A 13,119-nucleotide genomic window follows, 5' to 3' on the forward strand; every position below is an offset into this window, starting at 1 on the left:
AGACTGCATGATGCGGGCTGCTGGATGATGGTTATTGGTCTGGAAAGCTTCAATCAGCGCTTGTTGGATTTCATGAACAAGGACACAACAGTTGAAATAAATGTTGAAGCCGTTAAAACCTGCCAGAGTTTAGGTGTTAAGGTTTGGGCTAACGTCATGTATGGATTGCCCACAGAAACCAAAGAAGAAGCACTAGAAATTTTATACAAAGAGGGAGTAAATGCTTGTATAGTAGCTGGCAGTACCAATGTTCTGCCTGATATTAAAATGAAAAAGTTAAGTCCAAAAATTTTAATAGACCTTTCTACCCTTAAGGAATTAAGAGGCATAGAAAATAAACAAAACAAAATCTGCATAAAACCTTTGACCACTATTGCCGAATTAACTCATTCAGAGCTTATACTAAAAGAAAGTAAAGTATTAATTCAATCTGCCGAACAATTTGCTGACCCTCTGGTAAGAAATAATGCCACTATCGGAGGAAATTTAGTTACTGCTTCACCGGCAGCAGATATGGCAGTGCCTCTCCTTGCCCTTGATGCCCTTATTAAAATAGAAAGTATTGAACAGAAGAGGGAAGTCAAGCTAAAAGAATTTTTCCTTGGACCGGGCAAGACAGTTTTGCAGGATGATGAGATGATGGTAGGAATTGAATTTGAGCAGAGTGACATAAATAAAAATGGATATTTTGTTAAGCTGGGGCAAAGAAAGGCTATGGCTATTGCCATAGCTAGTTTAGCCTTGAACTTAGCAATGAAACAAAACAAAATTATTCAGATTCGTATTGCTATGGGCTCTGTAGCCCCCAGGCCAATTAGGCTGACTGTGGTGGAAAAATTTTTAGAAAATAAAGAAATAAGTAGTAAATTAGTGGAAGAAGCCGTAAGCAAAATAAGAGAAGAAGTCAATCCCATTAGCGATATACGAGCATCTGCTGAATATCGTCGATATATTTCCGGAATCCTTTTCAAGCGAGCACTTGAAAAATTGACTCATTAAATAATTAGATATTATTCATTTATTTATTATTTATTATTTTTTACTCATTACTTAATTTATTACTTATCAAAAAGGAGGCTTTAAATGGAAGAATATAGAATAGAACTAACCGTAAACGATGAAAAAATAATTGGAACCGCCAAGGCTGAAGAATCTCTGTTAAAATTTTTACGCAGACATGGTTTTAGTGAAGTAAAATGCGGCTGTGAAAAAGGAGAATGCGGTACTTGTACGGTTATTCTGGATAAAAAAGCTATTAAATCCTGTATTACCTTAGCTCTCCGGGCTGACCACAAAGAAGTATGGACCGTGAAAGGTATGGAAAAATTAGAATTAGGGAGAAAATTACAGGAAAGTTTTGTTAATCACGGGGCCATACAATGTGGTTTTTGTACCCCGGGAATGATTCTTACTGCTAAAGATTATTTGGATAAAAATCCACTTCCCAATAGAGAGGAAATTAAAAAAGCAATATCTGGAAATCTATGCAGATGTACCGGATATAAGAAGATTGTTGATGCCATTTACGATGTGGCGGGAGAGAATCATAAATTGGGAGGTGATATCGATGTCTGAATTTAAGATAGTTGGTAAACCCATACCCCGGCATGATGCCTGGTCAAAAGTAACCGGAGACCTTAAATACGCTGACGATTTTACTATGCCCGGAATGTTATTTGCCAAAGTTCTTCGCAGCAAATATCCGGCAGCTAAAATTATTTCTATAGATACTGGTAAAGCAGAGCAATTAGATGGCGTAAGAGCTGTTTTAACCGCTAAAGATGTTCCTCACAATGAAACAGTAACCAAGTTTGGTCAGAGCACGGAAGTTGGTAAAGGATTTGAAGGTTTATACCGGGTTTTAGCCGAGAAAAAAGTCAGATTTATGGGAGAAGCAGTTGCTCTGGTTGCTGCCGAGACAGAGGAAATTGCCGAGGAAGCCTTGGATCTAATTGAGGTAAAGTATGAACCCCTCACCGGGGTTTTTGATCCTTTAGAGGCCATAAAGCCGGGTGCTTATCTGGTGGGAGAAAGCAAGTCCAATATCATAGGCGAATTTGGCTGCCAGCAAGGTGACCTGGAAAAAGGTTTTGCCCAGGCAGATGTAATAATTGAAGATACCTATAAGGTGCCTTTTGTTGACCATGCTTATTTAGAACCAGAAGCGGGCATTTCCTGGATAGATGATTATGGAATACTTATAATCCGGGTAAGTACCCAAGTAATAGAGCACTTTAGAGATGTAGCTGATGTATTGGGTTTGCCCCATAATAAAGTCCGATATATAGGGACTATGATGGGCGGAGGTTTTGGCGGTAAAGAAGATATTACCGTGGAAACTTATTTGGCTCTGCTTACCTGGAAGACTAAGAAACCGGTAAGATTAGTTTATACCCGCGAAGAATCTATCTTGTGCCATAGCAAAAGACATCCTTTAGTGATGAAGTATAAAGTTGGCGCGAAAAAAGATGGTAAGCTTATCGCTTTAGATGCGGACTTAATATCTGATGCCGGCGCCTATCCTTACTTAAGTCCCTGGGTCACTTTATACGCAACGGTTAATGCAGCCGGTCCTTATTGTATTCCCAATGTGAAAGTCAGAGCTCATTGTGTATTAACTAACAATACTTTTACCAGTGCTAACAGAGGATTTGGAGCCCCCCAACCTAATTTTGCTTATGAAAGCATTATGGATGAATTATCTCATAAACTGAATATAGACCCTCTGGAAATCAGGCGTAGAAATTGCCTTACTACCGGAAAAGCTTTGGCGACAACCGGTCAGGTCTTCAAGACCTATGTTGCTCTTCCGGAAGTTGCCGAAAAAGCCTGGAAAGCTCTGGGAGAGTCTACTGAATGTAAAAAAGATGAAGGCAGAAAAATAGGACGAGGATTAGCAATTGGGTTGATGAGCTATGGCCGGATGACCTTTCTTCATGACTCTTCCCGCTGCTACGTAAGGTTGGAGTCAGACGGGAGTATATTGATTAGATCCGGGATACCTGATTTAGGAGGGGGGCAGATTTCTTTACTCTGTCAGATTGTTGCTGAAGAACTGGGAGTGCCTACGTCCCGGGTAAAGATTTACCATAGCGATACCGCATTGACCCCTCTTGCCGGAACCACCACTGCTACTCGACAGACCTATATGTCCGGGAATGCAACTCTTAAAGCTGCCCGAGAAATAAGAAACAGAATTTTGAATAAAGCTGCGGAAATATTAAATGTTAATCAAGATAAATTAGATCTTATTAATGAAAAAGTTATAGTTAACTATGATCCCTCGCAATATGTTCCTTTAGTAAAAGTGATACAGGTTTGCAATGCGGATGGAATAGAGTTGTTTTGTGAAGCCCAATTTAATGCCCCCTCTACCATGGTGCCTGACTTATCTAATATAAGAGGGATGACCTTTCCTGATTTTACTTTCGGAGCCCAGGCAGTAGAAATAGCTGTGGATACGGAAACCGGGCAGGTTGAAATCTTAAAACTTGTAACCTGTTATGATGTGGGAAAAGCTATTAATCCTTTAAGTGTAGAAGGCCAGATGGAGGGTGGTTCTATCTATGGAATGGGCTATGCCCTGACCGAAGAGGTTATTATGGAAAAGGGAATGACCATGACCCCCTCTTTTGCTGAGTATATTATTCCTACAGCGGCTGATGTGCCTGATGTAAAGGCGATTCTGGTAGAATCAGGCGGAGGATTAGGTCCTTACGGAGCTAAAGGAATCGGTGAGCCTTCCTGCAGTATAATTGCTCCGGCTATCTTGAATGCTATTTATGATGCAGTTGGTGTGAGAATTAAGAGTTTACCGGCAACTCCGGAGAAAATAATAAGGGCTTTAAAGAGTGATTATTTTAGGAAATAGGAAAAACAGAGAACCGTCACCTGTTTTAGCAAAGAGGTAGTCATGGATAAAGAAAAAGTAAAGCTTCGGAATGAAAAAGAGACTCTATTGATACCGCTTTATTGCAAGTATCTAGAAAGCCAAAAAGATTCGCCGATTATCAAAGATGAAAAAGCAATCGAAATGGTCAATAGTATTGAATATGATTATGAACAATTACAAATTCCCAAACAAACCTATGTTACAATCTGTCTGAGAGTAAAACAATTTGATAATTATGTTAATAATTTCTTAATGGCTGAACCTGATAGTATTGTTATTCATTTAGGATGTGGTCTTGATAACCGATTTAAGCGGGTTGATAATAATGCAGTTGAATGGTATGACTTGGATTTTCCGGAAGTAATCGAATTACGGAAGCATTTTTATCAGGAGACAGAAAGATATCATTTTATTTCATCACCGGTTATGGAATTGAATTGGTTAGACAGCATAAATGCTAAAAATAAATGGGTAATCATTCTGGCAGAAGGTTTATTCATGTACCTGAAAGAAGAGGAGGTAAAATTATTATTTCAAAGTTTCCAAAATAAATTTTCCATTAATACTATTATTTTTGATAGTTATAGTGCGCTTACAGCAAAAAGCATAAAAAACCATCCCTCAATTAAAAAAACGGGTGCAGTTATTCGTTGGGGAATTGATAACGCAAAGGATATCGAATCATGGGGCAATAAAATATATCTCAAAGAGGAATGGTATTTCACGCAATCTGATGAGATCAACAAATTGGATATCGGTTACAGAATTCTATTTAAATTAATGAGTTTATTTCCGATGGCACGAAAAGCACATCGCATATTAGTATTTCAAATCGGAGATATTAAATGAAAGTATCAGTTTATTGTTAGATCTTTCGAGCATAAAACAGAGAACCGTTGTACTAGCTCAATAAATAAATTTATCCGGTTACCAAGGTTTAAGCAGAACTATAAAAAATTATCTCTTCAATTTCAAAAAAGAATCAATCAAGCCTACTTACAAATGGAAAGAGATTTGAAACACCTTTCTTTGGATACAAAAAAACTTAAAAGGAACAAATTCTATTTGGGAGGCGAGGGCTTCTAAAAGCTTCGGTAATTACGACCCCCTGTTTTTAGTCAATTTTTAGCTCCCCAAAATCACAAAACCATTGTAAAGAGCCACTTTCAATTTTTGGAGGGGTGAAAATTTAGCTAAAAAAAGCCATTTTTGAGGGGTAAAACCATAGCTCGACTTAAAATAATGCGCCAAAAGCGATATCTCGCATTCTGACTCTAAAATCCTTATATTATAAGGCTTTTCTCTTGCTATAAATTAGTTAAAATCATAAACTTTAAGCTCCTGCCCTCTTCTTGATCTTCCCCAGGAGTCCTAAAGAAGAAAATCCTCAAGGAGCGTGGGGTATGATGAATAGATATATTAGCGTCTTTAAGAATGAACCTTAAGAGAGAGAAGTCGAGATTTTATTGTTGAAAGTGACTTTTTTCAAGTCTTATCTAAAATAGTCTTGACTTTTTTCGAATTAATTAGTATTATGGGTGCTATGAAAGAGAGAATACTTTATCAGAAAATATGGCAAAAGCTATCATCTTATAAAAATATGGTATTTTTGTCCGGTCCCAGGCAAAGCGGAAAAACGACCTTTGCAAAGATAATTGCCAGAGATTTTAAAAATCAAGTTTACTTTAATTGGGATGATATTCCTAGCAAGAGAACATTGATACGGGATCCTTACTTCTTTGAGAAAGTCGACCGGATGGATGAATCGATTCCTTTGGTTATTTTTGATGAAATTCATAAATACAGCAATTGGAAGAATTACCTCAAGGGAGTTTATGACAGATTTGCTGAAGAATATAAGATTCTTGTCACCGGTAGCGGTAGATTAGATTTGTATCAAGAAGGTGGAGATTCCCTGGCTGGCAGATATATGAAATTTCATCTATTGCCTTTTACCTATTCAGAATTGATAAATAAACAAAACTCGATAACGGATTTCATAAGCAATCCCTTTCATTTTCAAGAGGATAATCAAACGGACTATGGTCTGTGGGATGATCTTTTTGAACTTAGTGGATTCCCTGAACCGTTTTTGAAAGGGGAAAAGGATTTTTACCGATTATGGTCAAACAATTATCAGCACCAGTTAATTCGGGAAGATATTCGAGATTTAACTCAAATCAAAAAGTTTGATTCCCTGGAAATTTTGTATTCCCTCTTACCGCTAAAGGTAGGTAATCCTCTTTCTTTAAGTTCATTAAATTCAGATGTCCAAGTATCTGTGGACAGTGTCAAAACCTGGCTCGAAGTATTTGAGATCCATTATTTGATATTTCGAATATCACCATGGACACATAAAATTTCCCGGGCAATTAAAAAGGAAAAAAAGGTTTATCTTTTTGACTATGCACAAATAAATGATCGAAGTATACGTTTTGAGAATATGATTGGCTTAGAGTTATACAGGGCAATTTTTAATTGGAACGATTTGGGATTAGGATATTTTTCCCTGCATTATATTCGCAATAAAGAAAAAGAAGAAGTTGATTTTCTTATTTGTAAAGATCATTATCCTATATTGCTGATTGAATGTAAATTATCAGATGAAAATATCTCCAATAGCTTGATTAAATTTCAGAATACGCTCAATATACCTGCAATTCAGTTGGTAAATAAACCACATGTTGGAAGAATGGTAACCAATCAAAAAAATAAGAGTTTAATTATATCTGCTCCCAGGTGGTTATCCTTTTTGCCGTGATGTTTGGTTGTGCAGGTGAGAATCGGTTCGGAGAAAATAATCAGAGCTTTAAAAAAAGATTACTTTAAAAAATAAACTATGTATCCCTTAAAAACCTTTGTTTAAAAAGTTAAATTACTATCATAATTAAATAAGGATTGAATAAAATGTTAATCAGTGAGGCGTTAGATCTAAAAGAAAAGGCCTTTATATCTTTAGTAGGAGCCGGAGGGAAGAGCACCCTTTTTAATCGATTAGCCGAAGAGCTGCTTCTTAAAAATAAGCGGATGATCCTAACTGCTACTACTAAGATGTTTACCTGGCAGTTGGCTCCTTTTATAAAAAAGGGCAAATTAGTTGAAGGCCACGACGAAGAGTCCATTCGGAAATTGGTTAAACAATACTTTTCTATGAAAAGTAAAAACGGTAAATTGGTAGTTATTGGAGAGAAGATCGAGGATAATGGAGAGGAAAAAGTATCCGGTCCGCCCCCTGACTGGTTGGATAAAGGGTGGAAGGATAAGTTGGCCGATTATTTCTTGGTAGAAGCTGATGGGGCAGCGGGGAGACCGGTAAAAGCCCCGGCGTCTCACGAACCGGTCATTCCTTTATCGACTACAGATTTAATCGGAGTGATTGGTCTTGATGCCCTGGGTCTTTCTTTGAGGGAAGAAAGTGTTTTTCGTTCTGAAATTTTCTCTCAGCTGACCGGAGTAAAATTGGGAGAAAGGATTGGGATGGAAGCTTTATCTCTTTTAATCTGCCATCCCGAAGGTTTATTTAAAGGAACCCCTCCGGGTTGCCGCCGCCATCTTTTTATTAATAAAGTAGAAAACTCTAAAGATCTAAAAAAGGCAGAAGAATTGACTTTCCAGGTTTTAAAAATCTGTCATCGAAAAATAAGTAATATAATCATTGGAGCAGCGAATCAGAAGGAAGTGGTAGCTGAAGTGATCAGAGAGGAAAAAACGCCATGATCTACGGAATCATTTTAGCGGCAGGTGAAGGTAAAAGGATGGGCAAAGTAAAACTAACTCTTCCCTTAGGTGATAAGCAACTGATAGAATGGGTGTTGCAAGCAGCAAAATTAGCTCCTTTAGATAAATATTTTTTGGTGCTCCGCCCGGAAGATAAAGAGATGATCAAGATAGGTGAAAGCTGGGGAGCTGAAATTGTGCTTAATCCTGATTTTCGTAAAGGAATGAGTACTTCAATTAAGAAGGCTTTGCTAAAAATAGACATTCAGGAAGTAGAAGGATTTTTTCTAATTTTAGGAGATCAACCCTTAATTACTTCTAAAGTTATAAATCAATTAATAAAATCTTTTTCTCCGGGCAAAGCAGAAATAGTGGTACCTTATTTTAAGGATAAGCGAGGTAATCCGGTTCTTTTTGATATTTACTGGAAAGATGAATTAATGGCGGTAACTGGTGATGTAGGAGGGAGAGTGTTAATTAAAGCCCATCCCGAAAAGGTAAAAAGAGTAAATATTCCAGATGAAACAATTTTATTTGATATTGATCAAGAAGAAGATTATTTAAAAGCCCAGAGGTATTTAAAATTATTAGATAATAGAAGGGAAAATTGAATTTGGATAATATATTGATAGTTATTCGCGGCGGAGGAGATCTGGCCACCGGGGTGGCTGTAAGGCTTTTTCGAGCTGGATTTCCGGTAATGATTTTAGAAATAGAACGTCCTACCGTCATCCGTCTTCCCGTTTCTTTTGCTCGGGCAGTTTATGAGGGTAAGGCTATGGTAGAAGAGATAGAAGCTGTTTTAATTCCTTCCTGGGAAAAAGCGAAAGATGCTATTAAGCAGGGAAAGATCCCGGTTTTAATAGATCCGAAAGGAAGTTGTATTAAAAAACTTTTCCCTACTGTTTTAGTGGATGCTATTTTGGCCAAACGTAATTTAGGAACCAGGAAAGATCAAGCTCCTCTGGTCATCGGATTAGGTCCGGGATTTACCGCAGAGGAGGATGTTGATGTAGTCATAGAAACCAAGCGAGGGCATTACCTGGGGAGAGTTTACTATCAAGGGCAGGCTATACCGGATACCGGTGTGCCCGGAGAAGTAGGGGGAGAATCTAACAGAAGATTACTGCGAGCTCCGGTTGAAGGTAAAATTGTACCATTGCATCAAATAGGAGATTTAATTAAGTCAGGTGAGATCATTGCAGAAGTGGAGGGAGTTCCTTTAAAAGCAGAAATATCTGGTGTTCTGAGGGGATTAATTCATTCTCAAAGTAAGGTTACCAAGGGGATGAAGGTTGGCGACATTGACCCGAGAGGAATTAGAGATTACTGCTTTACCGTTTCCGATAAAGCTCGTTCGTTGGGAGGAGCAGTTTTAGAGGCAATCTGCGCTTATTTAAATAAAAAATAGCTAAGGAAAAATTTTTTTACATTCCGTTATATTTATATTAGAATAACGATTAGGTGATAGAGGTAATTTTGTAAAAGGAGGGGAGAGTAGATGTCAGAGATCTTAAAAGAAGCGATTAGAAGAATTGATAAAGGTGAAACAGTTGCTTTAGTTACTGTGGTGGAAACTGATGGTTCTACTCCAAGAGAATTGGGAGCGAAGATGATAGTGAGCAAGGATGGCTTGATAGCCGGAAGTATCGGAGGCGGAATAACCGAAAGTAAAGTAATCGAGGAAGTAAAACAGGCACTAAAGGAAGGCAAGGGAAAGCTTTTAACTTACCATTTAACCAAAGAACAGTCTGCCTTGGATGAAGGAGCTATTTGTGGTGGTGAGATGAAAGTTTTTATAGATATCCTGCAACCCAAAGAAGAAGTATTGATTTTCGGGGCAGGCCATATTGCTGTCTGTGTCTCTAAATTGGCCAAAATGGCGGGATTTAAAGTAATTATTGTTGATGATCGAAAAGAATTTGCCAATCAAGATAGATTTCCGGAAGCCGATGAAGTAATAGCTGAAGAAATAGAAGAAGCTCTAACCCATCTTAATATTACCCCTTCTACCTATATTATTATATTAACCCGAGGGCATTTGAAAGATGAAGAAGTCTTGACATCAGTGATTGGGTCAGGTGCTGCCTATATAGGGATGATCGGAAGTCGGAAAAAGAATGCCACTATCTTTCAACATTTAATAAAAAAGGGAATATCCCAAGAAGCGCTGAACCAAGTTCATGCCCCCATCGGGATTGATATTGGAGCCCAGACTCCCGATGAGATTGCAGTCAGTATCATTGCCCAAATTATTCAATACAAAAGAAGTAAGAAGGGAAATATATAAAGTTATGTTAAAAAAATTTTTTTGTTCTCGAAAGAATATCATTTTTACCGGAATCTTTATTGGTATTTCCGCAGCCTTTTTACAAAAATTAGGGAATCCGGCTAATATGGGGATTTGTGTAGCCTGTATGTTGCGGGATATTGCCGGCGCTTTAGGTTTTCATCGGGCAGCAGCAGTGCAATATATTCGCCCTGAAATCATCGGTTTTGTTTTAGGTTCTTTAATAGCAGCCCTCATATTTAAGGAGTTTAAACCCCGGGCTGGTTCGTCCCCCCTTATCCGTTTTGTCTTAGGTTTTTTGGCGATGATCGGCGCCTTAGTCTTTTTGGGTTGTCCCTGGCGCACTTTGTTACGATTGGCCGGTGGCGATGGCAATGCCCTTTTTGGATTGGCGGGATTAGTAGTAGGGATTTGGATAGGAATATTTTTTATTAAATCAGGTTATAATTTAGGCCGAAACCAAGAAGTTTATCCTTTAGTCGGTTGGATTATGCCGCTTATCATGGTAGGGCTTTTTCTACTTCTTATTTTTCGGCCTCAATTGCCTTCAGGGGCGGTTTTCTTTAGTAGGGGGGGAGCTGGAGCTCAGCATGCTCCTATATTGATAGCATTGGTCATCGCAATGTTAATTGGATTTTTTGCCCAAAGAACCAGGTTTTGTACCGTGGCAGCCGTTCGAGATGTGATCCTTATTAAAGATACTTACCTTTTTACAGGAGTGGTGAGTCTGTTATTGGCTGCTTTGATAAGTAATCTGATATTAAAACAATTCCATCCCGGTTTCCAGGATCAACCCATTGCCCATACTAACCAATTATGGAATTTTGGAGGCATGGTTTTAGCTGGATTGTCTTTTACCTTAGCCGGAGGTTGTCCCGGCCGCCAACTCTTCCTTTCCGGGGAGGGCGATGCCGATGCCGCTGTATTTGTTCTGGGGATGATTGCGGGAGCAGGCTTTGCTCATAATTTTGCTATAGCTAGCTCCTCGGAAGGACCGGGTCTTTGGGGACCTGCTTCAGTTATTACCGGATTAATTATCTGTCTTATCATTGGAATTAGTATGAGTGATTTAGTAAAAAAGAAAAAAGAGGCATAAGCTTATGAGTGAGAAAATCGATGTCCGGGGATTTTCCTGTCCGCTTCCGGTAGTAACGGTTAGAAACAAACTGTTGGAGATAAAAAAAGGAATTTTAGAGGTTTTAATAGATACCGGAACGGCTAAAGATAATATTACTCGGATGGCTGAAAATGCAGACTGGAAAGTAGAAGCAAAGGAAGAGGGTGGAGAATATTTACTTACCATTTCCAAATAGAAAAAATGAGTTTGAAAGGGAAAATTATGATTTATTTCGATAATGCAGCTACCTCTTATCCCAAACCTAAAGAGGTAAGCGAGGCGATGCTTCATTTTTTGGAAAAAGTCGGTGCCAGCCCCGGGCGTTCCGGTCATCGGCTTTCTATAGAGGCTGGGCGTATTATTTATCGGGTCAGAGAGAGTTTAGCGGAATTATTTAATGTCGATGATCCTTTGCGAATTATATTTACTTTGAATGTCACCGAGGCTTTAAATCTTGCTTTGAAGGGGCTGCTAAGGCCTGGAGACCAGGTAATTACCAGCAGCTTGGAACATAATTCAGTTATGCGGCCTCTTCGAGAATTGGAGAAAGAAGGGATAGAGGTTGAATTAGTTTCTTTTTCGCCTAAAGGTTTTCTTGAACCCCAAGATATAGAAAAATCGATTAAAAAAAATACCAGATTAATCGTCTTAAATCACGGCTCTAATGTAATAGGTAGTCTACTACCTATTACTGTTGTGGGAGAGATCGCCAAAAGACACGATATTCTTTTTTTAGTAGATACAGCTCAAACTGCAGGCTGTTATCCTTTAGATTTTAAAAAAGATAATATTGACCTTTTGGCTTTTACCGGCCACAAAGCTCTTTTTGGACCACAAGGTACAGGAGGGTTGGTAATCGGAGAAAGAGTGAATGTTAAAAAATTAAGTCCCTTAAAGACCGGGGGGACAGGCAGCCGTTCAGAGTCAGAAGAGCAGCCAAATTTCCTACCGGATATCTATGAAAGTGGAACTCCCAATACAGTAGGCTTGGCCGGATTAAATGAGGGTGTTCGATTTGTCCTGAAAGAAGGGATTGATAAAATTCGTCAACATGAACTTCGTTTACATCAGAAATTAGTTACCGGATTAAAAGAAATACCGGGAGTAATAATTTATGGAGAAGGACAGGGAAAAGATCGGATAGCGGTTATTTCTTTTAATGTTAAGGACCAATTGCCTTCAGAAGTGGGATTAAAGCTTAACGAAGAATATAATATTATGTGCCGGGTTGGCTTGCATTGTTCCCCGGTTACTCATAAAACTATTGGTACTTTTCCTACGGGAACGGTTCGTTTTAGCATGAGTTGGTTTAATACTTTTAAAGAAGTAGACCAGGTCATTATGGCGGTAAAAAATATTGCTAAAGAGAAATAACTCGGAAAGGATTACTGTTCATGAAAGAAAATTTTAGCGTAGTCATATTTTTTTCTACCAGTGCAGCAATAAGAGCGGAAAGTTTAACTGAAAAAGAAAATTTAAAAATAAATCTTATTCCTATCCCCCGGCACTTAAGCTCAGACTGTGGTGTTTGTTTACGTTTTAATGATGAAGATAAAGCGAAAATAGAAAAAATTTTACAAGATGAGAAAGTTGAATATGAAAATATTTATAAAATATAATACTTTTCGAATCAAATAAATAAATTTACCAAAACAAGATATAGTGAGACGAGAGTAAATGTTTACAGGAAGTGATGAAATTGAAATTAAGATATAAACTGTGGCTAGAAAATAATGGAGAAAAAGCCTTTGGCAATGGTCCCTTGGATATCCTTCATCGGATAGAAACAACCGGTTCCCTAAGACAGGCGGCAGAGGGAATAAACATGTCTTATTCCCAAGCCTGGAATCTAATGAGAGATTTAGAAAGAAGATTAGGATTTAATCTTTTAAAAAGAAAAGTCGGAGGGGAAAGAGGAGGAGGGTCAGAGATTACCGAGGAAGCAAGAGAATTGATAATGAAGTTTAAGCTATTTCGGGAGAAAGCGGACCAGAATTTGAATTCACTTTATAAGAAAATATTTCAAGAAAAAGAATAGTCTTTTTTTGTTTTACGTTATACAAATAAAAGTATAACAATTAGATGGGGGTGTTATTTCAAATA

At 38.1% G+C, this 13,119-nt stretch carries 14 protein-coding genes; all 14 read left to right on the plus strand.

The genetic code is table 11. The annotated features are described in order from the left end of the window. Positions 1 to 999, plus strand: a 999-nt coding sequence (locus ENO17_06505) for a hypothetical protein (GenBank protein ID HER24681.1), incomplete at its 5' end; no start/stop codon positions are given. A gap of 84 nt (positions 1,000 to 1,083) precedes the next feature. Continuing rightward, on the plus strand, positions 1,084 to 1,575 hold the full coding sequence (locus ENO17_06510; protein HER24682.1) for a (2Fe-2S)-binding protein: 492 nt from the start codon (positions 1,084 to 1,086) through the stop codon (positions 1,573 to 1,575). Next, positions 1,517 to 3,871 (plus strand): xanthine dehydrogenase family protein molybdopterin-binding subunit, encoded by a 2,355-nt coding sequence (locus ENO17_06515; protein ID HER24683.1) that lies wholly within the window; start codon positions 1,517 to 1,519, stop codon positions 3,869 to 3,871. The genes ENO17_06510 and ENO17_06515 overlap by 59 nt, the downstream gene beginning before the upstream one ends. A gap of 42 nt (positions 3,872 to 3,913) precedes the next feature. Further along, positions 3,914 to 4,741: a class I SAM-dependent methyltransferase gene (locus ENO17_06520; protein ID HER24684.1), complete on the plus strand. Its 828-nt coding sequence runs from the start codon at positions 3,914 to 3,916 to the stop codon at positions 4,739 to 4,741. A gap of 685 nt (positions 4,742 to 5,426) precedes the next feature. Then, positions 5,427 to 6,653 carry an ATP-binding protein gene (locus ENO17_06525; GenBank protein HER24685.1) on the plus strand — a complete coding sequence of 409 codons (1,227 nt, stop codon included), beginning with the start codon at positions 5,427 to 5,429 and terminating at the stop codon, positions 6,651 to 6,653. A gap of 146 nt (positions 6,654 to 6,799) precedes the next feature. After that, positions 6,800 to 7,609 (plus strand): putative selenium-dependent hydroxylase accessory protein YqeC, encoded by an 810-nt coding sequence (gene yqeC, locus ENO17_06530; protein HER24686.1) that lies wholly within the window; start codon positions 6,800 to 6,802, stop codon positions 7,607 to 7,609. Beyond that, positions 7,606 to 8,220 (plus strand): nucleotidyltransferase family protein, encoded by a 615-nt coding sequence (locus ENO17_06535; protein HER24687.1) that lies wholly within the window; start codon positions 7,606 to 7,608, stop codon positions 8,218 to 8,220. Before yqeC ends, ENO17_06535 begins: the two co-directional genes overlap by 4 nt. Continuing rightward, the gene (locus ENO17_06540; GenBank protein HER24688.1) at positions 8,217 to 9,020 is read left to right on the plus strand and encodes an EF2563 family selenium-dependent molybdenum hydroxylase system protein; all 804 of its coding nucleotides are present in this window, start codon (positions 8,217 to 8,219) and stop codon (positions 9,018 to 9,020) included. The genes ENO17_06535 and ENO17_06540 overlap by 4 nt, the downstream gene beginning before the upstream one ends. A 90-nt stretch (positions 9,021 to 9,110) precedes the next feature. After that, positions 9,111 to 9,899, plus strand: a complete 789-nt coding sequence (locus tag ENO17_06545) for a xanthine dehydrogenase (GenBank protein HER24689.1) — start codon at positions 9,111 to 9,113, stop codon at positions 9,897 to 9,899. A gap of 4 nt (positions 9,900 to 9,903) precedes the next feature. Then, positions 9,904 to 10,995, plus strand: a complete 1,092-nt coding sequence (locus tag ENO17_06550) for a YedE-related selenium metabolism membrane protein (protein HER24690.1) — start codon at positions 9,904 to 9,906, stop codon at positions 10,993 to 10,995. Between the two features lie 4 nt (positions 10,996 to 10,999). Next, complete coding sequence (locus tag ENO17_06555; protein ID HER24691.1) at positions 11,000 to 11,212, plus strand: hypothetical protein; 213 nt, start codon at positions 11,000 to 11,002, stop codon at positions 11,210 to 11,212. 26 nt (positions 11,213 to 11,238) lie between these two features. Then, on the plus strand, positions 11,239 to 12,390 hold the full coding sequence (locus ENO17_06560; GenBank protein ID HER24692.1) for an aminotransferase class V-fold PLP-dependent enzyme: 1,152 nt from the start codon (positions 11,239 to 11,241) through the stop codon (positions 12,388 to 12,390). Between the two features lie 20 nt (positions 12,391 to 12,410). Next, the gene (locus ENO17_06565; GenBank protein ID HER24693.1) at positions 12,411 to 12,635 is read left to right on the plus strand and encodes a DUF3343 domain-containing protein; all 225 of its coding nucleotides are present in this window, start codon (positions 12,411 to 12,413) and stop codon (positions 12,633 to 12,635) included. Between the two features lie 80 nt (positions 12,636 to 12,715). Further along, on the plus strand, positions 12,716 to 13,054 hold the full coding sequence (locus ENO17_06570) for a LysR family transcriptional regulator (protein ID HER24694.1): 339 nt from the start codon (positions 12,716 to 12,718) through the stop codon (positions 13,052 to 13,054). The last annotated feature ends 65 nt before the right edge of the window (positions 13,055 to 13,119 follow it).

Source organism: Candidatus Atribacteria bacterium (assembly GCA_011056645.1).
Lineage (GTDB): Bacteria > Atribacterota > Phoenicimicrobiia > Phoenicimicrobiales > Phoenicimicrobiaceae > Sediminicultor > Sediminicultor quartus.